Here is a 15191-nt window from a genome sequence, read left to right on the forward strand (position 1 = left end):
AAATTATCTTGATCTTGGAAAATTCCTACACGCCGGAGGGTCCGAGGCGGCGGGGCCCGGGGCGCGTCCTGCGTGACGGCGCACTGGCCCTGCAACTCGAGTGACGACCGCCGGGGCGTCCGAGGTAGCCGACGACGGATGCATGTCGGTCGATTCTCGTCAGGTGGATGACTTTTTGCGTCACCGCGCTGCTTAGTTTTTGCATCAGCGTGACGTAGTATTGCGGTGTGACGAAGCGACTGACCGAGGTGGCCCGGAAGGCGGGCGTCAGCGAGGCGACGGTCAGCCGGGTGCTCAACGGCCGCGGTGGCGTCTCCGAGTCCACCCGCACCGCCGTGCTCACCGCGCTGGACGTGCTCGGCTACGAACGGCCCACCAAGCTGCGGGGGGAGCGGGCCCGACTGGTCGGGCTCGTGCTGCCCGAGTTGCAGAACCCGATCTTCCCGGCGCTCGCCGAGGTGGTCACCGGGACGCTGGCCCAGCGCGGCTACACCCCGGCGCTGTGCGCCCGGACCATCGGCGGCGTGCCCGAGTCGGACTACGTCGAGATGCTGCTCGACCACCAGGTGTCCGGCATCATCTTCGCCGGCGGGTCGTACGCGCTCGCCGGCGCCTCGCACGACCACTACCGCCGGCTGACCGACCGGGGGCTGCCGGTCGTGCTGGTGAACGCGGGCGTCGACGCGCTGGACTTCCCCCGTGTCTCCACGGACGACGCGGTCGCGGTGGAGCAGGCGTACGGGCACCTGCGGTCGCTCGGCCACGAGCGGATCGGCCTCGTGCTGGGCCCGGAGGACCACGTTCCGTCGCGGCGCAAGCTAACCGCGTTGGCCCGGATCGCCGGCTGGCGGGAGCCGGGCGAGCTCGTGGAGCGGTCGAGCTTCTCGATGGAGGGGGCCCGGGTCGCCGCCGCGAAGCTGGTCGACCGGGGCGTCACCGGCGTCATCTGCGCCAGCGACGTCCTGGCGCTGGGCACGATCCGCGCGGTGCGCCGGCTCGGGCTGTCTGTGCCCGGCGACGTGTCGGTGGTCGGCTTCGACGACTCGGCGTTCATGACCTGCACCGACCCGCCGCTGACCACCGTGCGGCAGCCGATCGAGACGATGGGCCAGGCCGCCGTGAACCTGCTGGTCACCCAGATCGACGGCGCCGGCGTCCTGCGCGACGAGCTGCTGTTCGAGCCCGAACTTGTGGTACGCGGTTCCACCGCGCCCGCCCCCGGCCGCTGACCCGGGCTCCGCCGCCCCGCCACAGGCCGCCCGCCGGCCACCGTTTCCGCCGCTGACCTGTCGCGCCGGGCACTGATCGGCCCTCCGGCCGTCGACCGCCTCCCGCGCTGCTGAACGACGCTCCGGCCGTCGACCACCTCTCGTGGTCGGCGGCCGTTTCGTCGTTGCCGGCCACGAACGGCGCCGGCCCGCTCGGCCGTCCGGCGCGGTCCAGCCAGCCATCAGCGTAAAAGGCGCGAAAGCCCGCAACTCGGGTTGGCGTCGGAGGCTGGTCCATATCTGCCGCGCAAAAGTCGCGTACTTTCATGCGCTGATCGAAACCTTGCCGAAATGAGTCCGTCTCGCTACAGTGACTCCACTCACAGCCTGGCCCCGGCCGACACGGCCACAGGGCAGGTCGCATGGCCGATACAGATCAGCAGCAGGGCCGCGGTGCCGGTCACCGCAGCTCAGCGAGCTCATGGAGACACCCGTTCCCGAAGGGATGGACAGATGTCCGTACCGCAGTACCGGAAGGCGGCGGCGTTGGCGCTCGTGGCCGGCCTGGGGCTCAGCCTCGCGGCCTGCTCCACGAAGAGCGACGACGCGGCGAACGAAGCGAGCGGCAAGGTGACCATCACCGTCGACTGCCAGCCGGTCGGCTCCCAGAAAGAGCTGTTGAAGAACTGGAACGACGACGTCGCCGAGTTCCAGCGGCAGAACCCCGACATCGTCGTCAAGAGCGTCAGCGTCGGCGAGCAGTGCAACAACCCGCCGGACTTCACCGCCCGCCTCGCCGGCGGCACCGTGACCGACGTGTTCTACGGGTACATGACCGATCTCCAGCAGGTGCTCGACTCCGGTCAGGCGATGGACATCACCGAGTTCGCCAACAAGGACACGGTCCCGACCTGGGACAGCGTCGACCCCGCACTCAAGGAGGTCTTCAGCGACGGCGGCAAGCTCTACGCCGTCCCGGTGAAGAACTACTCGATGGGCCTGGTCTACAACAAGGCCCTGTTCCAGCAGGCGGGGCTCGACGCGAACAACCCGCCCAAGACGTGGGGCGAGGTCCGGGCCGCCGCCAAGAAGATCTCCGCGCTGGGCAACGGCATCGCCGGCTACGCGGAGTACAGCGCCGGCAACACCGGAGGCTGGCACTTCACCTCCCTGCTCTACTCGCAGGGCGGGCAGGTGCTGACCCCGGACGGCAAGAAGGCCGACTTCAACAACGCCATGGGCAAGCAGGTCCTGCGGAATCTCAAGGACATGCGGTACGGCGACAACAGCATGGGCGCCCGCCAACTGTTGCAGTGGGGCGACCTGCTGACCAACGCCGGCGCGGGCAAGGTCGGCATGTTCATCGGCGCGCCGGACGCCACCCAGGCGATCGTCAGCCAGTTCCAGGGCAAGTTCCAGGACTGGGCGATGGCCCCGCTGCCCGGCCAGGACGGTAAGGCGAAGGGGACGCTCGGTGGTGGCGAGGGCTACTTCTTCAAGAAGGGCCAATCCCCCGAGCAGGTCAGGGCCGGTCTGAAGTGGATCGCGTACCAGAAGCTGACGCCGGGCAAGGGTCAGTTCGACTACGTCCGGGCCAAGCCGCAGAACTACCCGGTTGGCCTGCCTCAGCCGCTGCTCTTCGCGGGCGGCAGCGACGCGCAGAAGCAGGAGCTCGAACTGCGTAAGGCGAACGCGAACCTCGACACCGCGAACTTCGCGATCTTCGAGGCGAACCCGGTGCCGATCAAGGGTGAGCCACGCAACGCGCAGGCGATCTACGCGGTGCTCGACGCCGCGATGTCCGGTGTGCTGACCAACCCGAACGCGAACATCGACGCACTTCTCTCCACGGCCGAGGACAAGGTCAACAAGCTCCTCGCCGCCGAGGGCTGATCCGACGGTGTGGGGGCCGGCCCCCGGCCCCCACACCCTCCGCGCCGCACCGTCCGGTCACCGAATCACGCAGGAGTTGCCTTGGCGATCACCACCGTCCCGGGGACCAGGAGGGAACCGGGACGCCCCGCCTCGTCGGACCCGGCAGGGCCGCGGCGGGCGAGCCTCCGCCGCAAGGTACGGGACAGCCTCACCGGGCACGCGTTCCTGCTCGGCGCCGTGGCCTGCTTCGCGTTCTTCTCCTGGTACCCGATGATCCGTGGCGTCGTCATGAGCTTCCAGCGCACCCGGCGCGGCACCACGACCTGGGTCGGCTGGGACAACTACGACCGCATCATCGCCGACCCCAGCTTCTGGACGGCCTGGAAGAACACGTTCTACTTCACGCTTCTCGCGCTCGTGCTCGGATACGCGGTGCCGTTCTTCGTGGCGATCCTGCTCAACGAGTTCCGCCACGCCAGGGGATACCTGCGGATCCTGGTCTACCTGCCGGTGATGCTGCCGCCGGCCTCGGCGCTCTTCCTGTTCAAGTTCTACGCGTACGACCCCGGCGACGCGGGCCTGTTCAACTCGATCCTCAAGGCGCTGCACCTGCCCACCTCGCAGTGGATGCAGTCCTCGGAGATGACGATGCCGGCGATGGTGCTCGCGTCGACCTGGATGAACATGGGCGGCGCGGTACTGATCTACCTGGCGGCACTGCAGAACATCCCCGGCGAACTCTACGAGGCGGCCGAGCTCGACGGCGCCGGGATCTGGCGGCGGATCCGCAACGTCACGATCCCGCAGACCCGGCTGATCCTCGGGCTCCTGGCGATGATGCAGATCGTCGCCACGATGCAGTTCTTCATCGAGCCGCTGATCCTCGCGAACGGTACGGGCGCGGAGGACTCCGCCACCTCGGTGGCGTACCTCATCTACCAGCACGGGTTCTTCCAGAACGACCTCAACGGCGCCGCGGCGCTCGGCGTGATCATGCTCGTGGTGCTGGCCGGCTTCTCCGCCGTCTACGTGCGGCTGAGCACGAAACAGGACTAGGACGGGGTGCGGAAATGGCACAGGACTCAGGGACCCGGACCCTCGTCTCCCATGCCCAGCTCAGGCGGGGACGCGGCAGGATCATCTACTGGACGCTGCTCACCGTCGTCGTCGTGGGCTTCACGCTCGTCTTCCTCGGGCCGCTCTACTGGATGGTCACCGGCGCGCTCAAGTCCGGCCAGGAGATCGCGCAGACCCCGCCGTCGCTGTTCCCGAAAAATCCCCAACTCCAGAACTACGCCGACGCGTGGAACAACCTCGACCTCGCCAAGCTGCTGTTCAACACGTTCTACTACGCGGCCGGCGCGCTGCTGTTCCAACTCGTCCTCGACACCGCCGCGGCGTACGCCCTGTCCAAGCTTCGACCGGCGTTCGGCAACGTGATCCTCGGCCTGATGTTGGCGACGCTGATGATTCCGGCGATGGTCCTCATCGTTCCGCAGTACGTGACCGTGATCGATCTGCCGATCCTGCACATCAACCTGCTCGACTCGCCGTTCGCGATCTGGCTGCCCGCCGTCGCGAACGCGTTCAACATCTTCCTGCTGAAACGGTTCTTCGACTCGATCCCGGAGGAGCTGATGGCGGCGGCCCTCGTGGACGGGGCGACGCCGCTGCGCACGCTGTGGTCGATCATCCTGCCGATGTCGCGCCCCATCCTCGGCGTGGTCTCGATCTTCGCCGTGACGGCGGTCTGGAAGGACTTCCTCTGGCCGAAGCTGGTCATGCCGTCGCCCGAGACCCGGACGGTCAGCGTCGGCATCTACGCCTTCTCGGGCGGCACGCCCATGAACGTCGTGATCGCCGCGTCGGTCATCGCCGCGATCCCGACCGTCGTCGTCTTTCTGATCTTCCAGCGGAACATCATGTCCGGCCTGACCACAGGCAGCCTCAAGGGATAGCCCGAGGCGCGGACGCCCAGCATCGCAGCCTTCGGACGGGCTCGATGAAGGTCCGGCGCGCCGCCCCACCACCAGCGCTACCTCCCGCGGCGACCAACGACCGTTCGCCCGACACACATCCAGGTCCGGCGGATCCGCCGACGTACCGACGCAGAAAGCAGGTGCCCGTGCCCACAGCAGACAACTGTCCGTGGTGGCGTGGAGCGGTGATCTACCAGGTGTATCCGCGTAGCTTCGCCGACGGCAACGGCGACGGCATCGGCGACATCGCCGGCATCCGGTCCCGGCTGGATCACCTGTCCGCGCTCGGCATCGACGCCATCTGGTTCAGCCCCTGGTACCCGTCGCCGATGGCCGACGCCGGCTACGACGTCGCCGACTACCGGGACATCGACCCGACGTTCGGCAGCCTCGCCGAGGCCGAGGCGCTGATCGCCGAGGCGCACGAGCGGGGCATCCGGATCATCGTCGACGTGGTGCCCAACCACTGCTCCGACGCGCACCCCTGGTTCCAGGCGGCGCTGGCCGGCGGCCCGGACGCCCCCGAGCGGGAGTTGTTCTGGTTCCGCCCCGGCCGGGGCCCCGGCGGCGACCAGCGGCCCACCGACTGGGTGTCCCAGTTCGGCGGGGACACCTGGACCCGCACCACCAACCCGGACGGCACCCCCGGTGACTGGTACCTGCACCTGTTCGCCCCCGAGCAGCCCGACCTCAACTGGGACCACCCGCGCGTGCGCGCCGAGTTCGAGGACATCCTGCGGTTCTGGTTCGACCGGGGGGTGGACGGCATCCGGATCGACTCGGCCGCCCTGCTGGTCAAGGACCCGGCGCTGCCCGAGGTGACCGACGGCGCCCCGAGCCCCTTCGTCGACCTCGACGCGGTGCACGACATCTACCGCGGCTGGCGGCGGATCGCCGACGGGTACCCGGGCGACCGGGCGCTGATCGGCGAGGTGTGGCTGCCGGACCGGGAGCGGTTCGCCAACTACCTGCGACCCGACGAGCTGCACTCGGCGTTCAACTTCGACTTCCTCGGCTGCGCCTGGGACGCGGCGGCGCTGCGCCGGTGCGTCGACGACACGCTCGCCGCGCACGCCCCGGTCGGCGCCCCCGCCACCTGGGTGCTCTCCAACCACGACGTGACCCGGCACGTGACCCGGTACGGCCGGGACGACACCACGTTCAGCTTCGCCAACAAGCGCGAGGGCGTCCCCACCGACCTGGAGCTGGGCACCGTCCGCGCCCGCGCGGCGGCGCTGCTCAGCCTGGCCCTGCCCGGCGCGGTCTACGTCTACCAGGGCGAGGAGCTGGGCCTGTGGGAGGTCGAGGACATCCCGGTCGAGCTGCGCCAGGATCCGATGTGGGCGCGTTCGGGGCACGGCCGGGACGGCTGCCGGGTGCCGCTGCCCTGGGCCGGCGACGCGCCGCCGTTCGCGTTCAGCCCCGACGGCGCGGCCGGGGTGCCGTGGCTGCCCCAGCCCGCCGAGTGGAAGGACCGCACGGTCCGGGCGCAGACCGGCGACCCGCACTCGATGCTGGAGCTGTACCGGGCGGCGATCGGTGTCCGGCGGGCCGAACCGAACCTCGGTGACGGGCAGATGCGCTGGCTCGGCTCGCCCGACGGGGTGCTCGCCTTCGCCCGGGGGACCGGCTTCGTCTGCCTGGTGAACCTGGGCGTGGCCCCGGTGCCGCTGCCCGCGCACGAGACGCGGCTGCTGGCCAGCGGGCCGCTGGAGGGCGACCTCCTCCCGCCCGACACCGCCGTCTGGCTGCGCACCGCCGACACGCCGCCCGCCCGACCGGAAGGAGGACCAACCGCAGCGAACCGCCCTTGCACGGGGGACCTGGCCTGCTGACGAAACGGAGAGCCACCCGCATGGCCCACCACACCACCGGCACCACCGTTGCACCCACCGGAAGACCCGTCCGCGCCGTGCTGGCCGCGTTCGCCGGCGCCGCGCTCGTGGCGACCGCCGTCTCGGTCGTCTCGTTGTCCACCGCGACCCCGGCCCGCGCCGCCGGGCTGTCCCCGTTCGACATCGTCGGCCGTGGCGCCACCGTCCCGTTCGTCGAGCACGAGGCGGAGAAGGTGGCGCACACCGGCACGAGGATCGGCCCGACCCGCTACTACGGCCAACTGCCGTCCGAGGCGTCCGGCCGGGAGGCGGTCACCCTCGACGCGGTCGGCGAGTACGTCGAGTTCACCCTCACCGCCCCGGCCAACGCGGTGACCTTCCGCTACAGCCTGCCCGACAACGCCGCCGGCACCGGCCGGGACGCCAGCATCGACCTGCGGGCCAACGGCTCCCTGGTCAAGGCGGTCCCGGTGACCTCCCGGTACGGCTGGTACTACGGCGGGTACCCGTTCAACAACAACCCGGGCGACACCAACCCGCACCACTTCTACGACGAGTCCCGGGCGATGTTCGGGACCACGTACCCCGCGGGCACGAAGATCCGACTGCAGGTCTCCTCGACCGCCTCGTCGCCGACCTTCACCATCGACCTGGCCGACTTCGAGCTGGTCGGCGCACCGATCGCCAAGCCCGCCGGCGTCCTCGACGTGGTGACCGACTTCGGCGCGGACGCGAGCGGGGCCACCGACTCGACGGCGAAGTTCCAGGCGGCGGTCGACGCCGGCAGGGCCCAGGGCAGGGCGGTCTGGATTCCCGCCGGCACCTTCACCCTCTGGGACCACGTCGTCGTCGACGGGGTGACCCTGCGCGGCGCGGGTCCGTGGCACTCGGTGCTCGGCGGCCGGCACCCCACCGACCGCAAGCGCGCGGCCGGCATCTACGGCAAGTACGTTTCCGGCGGTGGGTACACCGGGGAGATCCGGCCGCACGAGGCCGGCGGCCCCAGCCGCAACGTCACCCTGCGCGACTTCGCGATCATCGGGGACATCCGGGAGCGGGTCGACGACGACCAGGTCAACGCCATGGGCGGCGCGATGACCGACTCGGTGGTCGACAACGTCTGGATGCAGCACACCAAGGTCGGGGCCTGGATGGACGGCCCGATGGACAACTTCACCATCCGCAACAGCCGGATCCTCGACCAGACCGCGGACGGGGTGAACTTCCACTGGGGGGTCACCAACTCGACGGTGACCAACACGTTCGTCCGCAACACCGGCGACGACGCCCTCGCGATGTGGGCGCAGAGCGTGCCGAACGTGAACAACTCCTTCACCCGCAACACGATCGGCGTCACCGTCCTGGCGAACCACCTGGTCAGCTACGGCGGCCGGGACATCAGGATCACCGACAACGTGACCGCCGACTCGGTGACCAACGGCGGCGGCATCCACGTCGCGAACCGCTACCCCGGGGTGCAGGGCGCGACGGCGGTCAAGGGCACCTGGACGATCGCCCGCAACACCCTGATCCGCAACGGCAACTCCGACTACAACTGGAACTTCGGCGTCGGCGCGATCTGGTTCTCCGCGCTCAACGAGGCGATCCAGGGCGCGACGGTCAACGTCACCGACACCGACATCCTGGACAGCTCCTACGCGGCGCTGCACTGGATCGAGGGGCAGAGCAGCGGGATCAACCTCAACAACGTCCGGATCGACGGCGCCGGGACGTACGCGCTCCAGGTGCAGGCGCCCAGCCAGGTGTCGTTCACGAACGTGCGGGCCACCGGGATCGCGCAGAGCAACCCGATGCACAACTGCGTGGGCGGCGGCTTCCAGATCAGCCAGGGCGCCGGCAACTCCGGCTGGTACACCGCCGCCCCGTACTGCGGGCCGTGGCCCACGCCGCAGTGGGGCAACGGCCCGACCACCCCGCCCACCGGCACCCCGACCACCCCGCCCACCACCCCACCGCCAACCACCACCCCGCCCACCACGCCGCCGCCGACCACGTCGCCGCCCACCGGCGGGAACCTGGCCCAGGGCCGGCCGGTGACCGCGTCGAGCGCGTCGCAGAACTACGTGGCGGGCAACGCCGTCGACGGCAACCCGGCCAGCTACTGGGAGAGCGCCAACGGCGCGTTCCCGCAGACGCTCACGGTCGACCTCGGCGCGGCGGTGAACACCGACCGGGTCGTGCTGAAGCTGCCGGCCGGTTGGGAGGCCCGGGCCCAGACCCTCGCGGTGGCCGGCTCGACGGACGGCTCGGCGTACTCGCCCCTCGTCTCCTCGGCCGGGTACACGTTCGACCCGGCGGCCGGCAACGCCGTGTCGATCGGCCTGCCGGCGGGCAGCCGGCGGTTCCTGCGGCTGACCTTCACCGGCAACACCGGGTGGCCGGCGGGCCAGCTATCCGAGTTTGAGGTGTACGGCGGCACGCCCCCGCCCACCACCCCGCCGCCCACCACGACCCCGCCCACCACGCCACCGCCCGCCGGGAACCTGGCGCTGGGGCGTCCGGTCAGCGAGACCAGCCACGCCGACGTGTACGGCGGCGGCAACGCCGTCGACGGCAATGCCAACACGTACTGGGAGAGCGCCAACAACGCCTTCCCGCAGTCGCTGACCGTCGACCTGGGTGCAGCCCGGTCGGTGTCCCGGGTGGTGCTGAGGCTGCCCCCGGCGACCGCGTGGCAGACCCGTACCCAGACGGTCGCGGTGCTCGGTTCGACCGACGGTTCGTCGTACACCACACTCAAGCCCTCCGCCGGCTACGCGTTCAACCCGGCGAGCGGCAACACCGTGACCGTCACCTTCCCCGCCGCCTCCCGGCGGTACGTGCGGGTGACCGTCACCGGCAACACCGCCTGGCCGGCCGGGCAGCTCTCCGAGTTCGAGGTCCACGCCGCCTGACGGCGCCAGTCTCCGGGCCGGTCGGTGCGTCTGCGCGACCCGGCCGGCCCGGCAGCCCCACCCCGCCGCGGCACACCCCGGCCGGCGGCGGGCACCACCACCCCCGAGAGAAGGTGCAGCTCCGCCATGCCCGGAAACAGCACGAGACGACGTACCCCCAGCCGGTGGCTGACCGCCGGCCTGCTGGCCACCGGACTGCTGGTCTCCGGTGTCCCCGCCCCGCCCGCCGCGTCGGCCGCCCCGGCCGGGTCCCGTGGTGGCACCGCACCGGCGCCCGCGACCGCGGCGGCCCTCGCCGGGATCTCCGCCACCATGACCGCCAGCAGCGTCAGCCAGAACTACGGCCCGGGCAACGCCAACGACGGCAACCCGGACACCTACTGGGAGAGCGCCAACAACGCCTTCCCGCAGTGGCTCCAGGCCGACCTCGGCGCCACCGTCACGGTGGACCGGCTGGTGCTGAGGCTGCCGCCGGCCGCCGCCTGGCAGACCCGCACCCAGACGCTGTCCGTGCAGGGCAGTACGAACGGCTCGTCCTTCACCGCCCTGAAGGCGTCCGCCGGGTACACCTTCGACCCGGCCACCGGCAACACGGTGACCATCACGTTCGCCGCCGCCAGCAGCCGGTACGTCCGGCTCAACCTCACCGCCAACACCGGCTGGCCCGCCGGCCAGGTCTCCGAGTTCGAGCTGTACGGGCCGGCGGCCGGGGACACCCAGGCGCCGAGCGCGCCCGCCAACCTGGCCTACACCCAGCCGGCCGGCGGGCAGATCAGACTGACCTGGGCCGCCTCCACCGACAACGTGGGGGTGACCGGCTACGACGTCTACGCCAACAACGCGTTGCGCGGCAGCGTCGCCGGCAACGCGCTGACCTACACCGACAACCAGCCCGCCGGCGCCACCGTCTCGTACCACGTGCGGGCGCGCGACGCCGCCGGCAACCAGTCGGCGAACAGCAACACGGTGACCCGCACCGGCAGCGGCACCGGCGGCACCAACCTCGCCGTCGGCAAGCCGATCACCGCCTCGTCGTACGTGCACACGTTCGTCGCGACCAACGCCAACGACAACAACGCGGCGACGTACTGGGAGAGCAACGGCCAGCCGGGCACCCTGACCGTGCAGCTCGGGGCGAACGCCGCCGTCAGCTCGGTGGTGCTGAGGCTGAATCCGGACTCCGCGTGGGGCCCCCGCACCCAGACGGTGCAGGTGCTCGGCCGGGAGCAGAGCGCCTCGGCGTTCACCAGCCTGGTCGGCCCGGCCGGCTACCCGTTCAACCCGGCGTCGGGCAACACGGTGACCATCCCGGTCTCCGCCACCGCCGCCGACGTGCGGCTGAACTTCACCGCCAACTCCGGGGCCCCGGGCGGGCAGGTGGCCGAGTTCCAGGTCATCGGCACGCCGGCCGCCAACCCGGACCTGACCGTCACCGGCCTGTCGGCCAGCCCGGCCAACCCCACCGAGACCGACGCCGTCACCGTGTCCGCCACCGTCCGCAACGCCGGGACGCTGGCCTCCGCCGCGACCAACGTCAACCTCTACCTGGGCGGCGTACGGGTCGGCACCGCCTCCGTCGGCACCCTCGCGGCCGGCGCCTCGACCACCGTCACGGCGAACATCGGGGCCCGCGCGGCGGGCAGCTACCCGCTGAGCGCCAAGGTCGACGAGGCCGACGCCGTCATCGAGCAGGACGAGACGAACAACAGCTACACCAGCCCGTCCCCGCTGGTGGTCAGCCCGGTCGCCAGCTCGGACCTGGTCGCCCAGTCGGTCGACTGGACGCCCGGCAACCCGTCCGCGGGCAACGCCGTCGCCTTCTCCGTCGCCCTGCGCAACGCGGGCACCGTCGCCTCGGCGGGCGGGGCGCACGGCATCACGCTGACCGTGCTCAACGGCGCCGGAGCCGTGGTCCGCACCCTGACCGGCTCGTACTCCGGCGTGATCAACGCCGGGGCGACCGTCGGCCCGGTCAACCTGGGCACCTGGACCGCCGCGAGCGGCAGGTACACCGTGCGGGTGGTGCTCGCCGTCGACGCCAACGAACTGCCGGTCAAGCAGCAGAACAACACCAGCGACCGGCCACTGTTCGTCGGGCGGGGCGCCAACATGCCGTACGACATGTACGAGGCCGAGGACGGCGTGGTCGGCGGCGGCGCGGCCGTGGTCGGGCCGAACCGGGACATCGGCGACCCGGCCGGCGAGGCGTCCGGGCGGCGGGCGGTCACCCTCAACACCACCGGCAGCTACGTCGAGTGGACCACCAGGGGCAGCACCAACACCCTGGTCACCCGCTTCTCCATCCCGGACGCCCCGGGCGGCGGCGGGATCAACTCCACGCTGAACGTCTACGTCAACGGCACCTTCCACAAGGCCATCGACCTGACCTCCCGGTACGCCTGGCTCTACGGGGCCGAGGCCGGCCCGGGCAACTCCCCGGGCGCGGGCGGACCGCGGCACATCTACGACGAGGCCAACGTCATGCTCAACTCGACGGTGCCGGCCGGCAGCAGGATCCGGCTCCAGAAGGACCCGGCGAACACCACCACGTACGCGATCGACTTCGTCAACACCGAGCAGGTCGCGCCGATCGCCAACCCGGACCCGGCGAAGTACACGACGCCGGCCGGCTTCACCCACTCCGACGTGCAGAACGCCCTGGACCGGGTGCGGATGGACACCACCGGCAACCTGGTCGGGGTCTACCTGCCCGCCGGCAACTACTCGACCGCGTCGAAGTTCCAGGTGTACGGCAAGGCGGTCAAGGTGACCGGTGCCGGCCCCTGGTACACCCGCTTCAACGCCCCGTCGGGCCAGGACAACACCGACATCGGCTTCCGCGCCGAGAACTCGGCGGCCGGCTCGTCCTTCGCGAACTTCGCCTACTTCGGCAACTACACCTCGCGGATCGACGGCCCGGGCAAGGTGTTCGACTTCTCCAACGTGTCGAACATCGTGATCGACAACATCTGGAACGAGCACATGGTGTGCCTCTACTGGGGCGCGAACACCGACTACATGACCATCAAGAACTCCCGGATCCGGAACATGTTCGCCGACGGCATCAACATGACCAACGGGAGCACCAACAACCTGGTCAGCAACAACGACGCCCGGGCGACCGGCGACGACAGCTTCGCGCTCTTCTCGGCGATCGACGCGGGCGGCGCCGACATGCGGGACAACATCTACGAGAACCTGACCTCCACCCTGACCTGGCGGGCCGCCGGGGTTGCCGTCTACGGCGGCTACGCCAACACGTTCCGCAACATCTACATCGCGGACACCCTGGTCTACTCGGGCATCACGATCAGCTCGCTCGACTTCGGATACCCGATGAACGGATTCGGGGCCGACCCGCCCACCAGGTTCGAGAACATCTCGATCGTGCGGGCCGGTGGGCACTTCTGGGGCGGGCAGACCTTCCCGGCGATCTGGGTCTTCTCCGCCTCGAAGGTGTTCCAGGGCATCCGGGTCAGCGACGTCGACATCGTCGACCCGACCTACAGCGGCATCATGTTCCAGACCAACTACGTCGGCGGTCAGCCGCAGTTCCCGGTCAAGGACACGATCTTCACCAACATCTCGATCAGCGGAGCCCGCAAGAGCGGTGACGCGTTCGACGCCAAGTCCGGCTTCGGGATCTGGGCGAACGAGATGCCGGAGGCGGGCCAGGGCCCGGCCGTCGGCTCGGTCACCTTCAACAACCTGCGGATGAGCAACAACGCCCAGGACGTCAGGAACACCACGTCCACCTTCACCATCAACCGGAACTGACCCCACCAGCGCCGGGCGCCGCCGGGTACGACCCTCCGGCGGCGCCCGGTCACGTACGGTTCCCGGAACCGGCGCCGATCGTCACCGGCGGTGACCCCTGTCACCTCCGGGGCGGCGGGGGGAATCAGCTCGGCGGATCCGGGTTTGCAGCCAGGTGTGACTTCTGAACCGATCTCCGCCCGGCGTTGCGCCCACCGGTCGGAGCCGTCCCGGTGACCGCCGCCGGTCTCGACGTCTCCCGGGCACCGGCGGCACCCCGGATGCCGGGCGACCTGATGAGCCGGCGGCAGCGCCTGCGACTCGTCCTCGTCCTCGGCTCGCTGATCGCGGTGGGCCCGCTGACCATCGACATGTACCTGCCCGCACTGCCCGCGCTCGTCACCGACTTCGGCACCACGTCGGCGGCGGTGCAGATGACCCTCACCGGCACGCTGGCCGGCCTCGCCCTCGGCCAACTGGTGATCGGCCCGCTGTCCGACGCCGTCGGGCGGCGCAAGCCCCTGATCGCCGGCATCGCGCTGCACGTCGTGGCCTCGTTGCTCTGCGTCGTCGCGCCGAACATCGCGGTCCTCGGCGCGTTGCGGGTGGTGCAGGGGCTCGGTGTCGCCGCCGCGTCGGTGGTCGCGATGGCCGTGGTCCGCGACCTGTTCGACGGCACGGAGTTCGCCCGGCTGCTGTCCCGGCTGCTGCTGGTCATGGGCGCGGCGCCGATCCTCGCGCCGACCCTCGGCAGCGGGCTGCTGCGCTGGACGGACTGGCGCGGCGTGTTCGTCGCCCTGGCCGCCTTCGGTGTGCTGCTCGTCGTGGTCGCCGCGCTCGGCCTGCGCGAGACGCTGCCGGCGGAACGGCGCCGGCGCGGCGGGGTGGGCGCGACGGCTCGGGTGTACGGCTCGCTGCTGCGGGACCGCACGTTCGTCGGCCTGGTCCTGGTCGCCGGGCTGGCCATGGCGGCCCTGTTCGCGTACGTGGCCGGGTCGTCGTTCGTCCTGCAGGAGCAGTACGGGCTGAACGAGCAACAGTTCGGGCTGGCCTTCGGCGCGGGCGCGGTCGGCCTGATCGCGGCGACCCAGGGCAACGTACGACTGCTGCGCCGCTACTCGCCGCAGCGGATTCTCGTGGTCGCCCTGGCCGTGGGGACCGTGGCCGGGCTGGCGATGCTCGCCTTCGCCGCGACCGGGTTCGGCGGGCTGCCGAGCCTGCTGGCGTCGCTGTGGGTGGTGCTGGCGGCGGCGGGCCTGGCGATGCCGAACGCGCCGGCCCTGGCCCTGTCCCGGCACGGCGAGGCGGCCGGCACCGCCTCGGCGCTGCTCGGCGCGGTGCAGTTCGGCGTCGGCGCGCTGGCCGCGCCCCTGGTGGGCGCGCTGGGCACCGGCGCGGTGGCGATGGCCGTGGTCGTCGCCGGCGGCATGGTGGCGGCGACGGTGGTGCTGCTGCTGGTGGTGCGCCCGGCCCGGCTCGCCGAGCTGGAGCCGGACGGGGTGGTCGTGGCGGCACACTGAGCCGTCGGGGCCGCGCGCCGGCCGGGGGAGTACCCGACGCCGCCGCGGTCAGCGCAGTGCGGCGTACGCCAGCGGCACGGCTGGTTGGCCGGCCCACGTCCCG

Annotated in this window: 8 protein-coding genes; all 8 read left to right on the top strand. The window is 71.0% G+C overall.

The genetic code is table 11. The annotated features are described in order from the left end of the window. The first annotated feature begins 227 nt into the window (after nt 1-227). The 8 genes from ABT023_RS21115 to ABT023_RS21150 all read left to right on the top strand — a co-directional run bounded on the left by ABT023_RS21115 (nt 228) and on the right by ABT023_RS21150 (nt 15088). Nucleotides 228-1229 carry a LacI family DNA-binding transcriptional regulator gene (locus tag ABT023_RS21115; RefSeq protein WP_350888090.1) on the top strand — a complete coding sequence of 334 codons (1002 nt, stop codon included), beginning with the start codon at nt 228-230 and terminating at the stop codon, nt 1227-1229. Between the two features lie 492 nt (nt 1230-1721). After that, complete coding sequence (locus tag ABT023_RS21120) at nt 1722-3101, top strand: ABC transporter substrate-binding protein (RefSeq protein ID WP_350888091.1); 1380 nt, start codon at nt 1722-1724, stop codon at nt 3099-3101. An 81-nt stretch (nt 3102-3182) separates the two neighbouring features. Continuing rightward, nucleotides 3183-4139, top strand: coding sequence for a carbohydrate ABC transporter permease (locus ABT023_RS21125; protein WP_350888092.1), 957 nt, complete (start codon nt 3183-3185; stop codon nt 4137-4139). A gap of 14 nt (nt 4140-4153) precedes the next feature. Continuing rightward, the gene (locus ABT023_RS21130; protein WP_350888093.1) at nt 4154-5041 is read left to right on the top strand and encodes a carbohydrate ABC transporter permease; all 888 of its coding nucleotides are present in this window, start codon (nt 4154-4156) and stop codon (nt 5039-5041) included. Nucleotides 5042-5208: 167 nt separating this feature from the next. Next, nucleotides 5209-6897, top strand: a complete 1689-nt coding sequence (locus ABT023_RS21135; protein WP_350888094.1) for a glycoside hydrolase family 13 protein — start codon at nt 5209-5211, stop codon at nt 6895-6897. A 20-nt stretch (nt 6898-6917) separates the two neighbouring features. Then, on the top strand, nt 6918-9812 hold the full coding sequence (locus ABT023_RS21140; RefSeq protein ID WP_350888095.1) for a galactose-binding domain-containing protein: 2895 nt from the start codon (nt 6918-6920) through the stop codon (nt 9810-9812). 126 nt (nt 9813-9938) lie between these two features. Further along, nucleotides 9939-13589 carry a discoidin domain-containing protein gene (locus ABT023_RS21145; RefSeq protein ID WP_350888096.1) on the top strand — a complete coding sequence of 1217 codons (3651 nt, stop codon included), beginning with the start codon at nt 9939-9941 and terminating at the stop codon, nt 13587-13589. A gap of 212 nt (nt 13590-13801) precedes the next feature. Continuing rightward, a complete protein-coding gene (locus ABT023_RS21150; protein WP_350888097.1) occupies nt 13802-15088 on the top strand; it encodes a multidrug effflux MFS transporter in 1287 nt (428 codons plus the stop codon). Nucleotides 15089-15191 lie beyond the last annotated feature (103 nt).

Source organism: Micromonospora sp. NPDC002296 (genome assembly GCF_040296145.1).
GTDB lineage: Bacteria > Actinomycetota > Actinomycetes > Mycobacteriales > Micromonosporaceae > Micromonospora.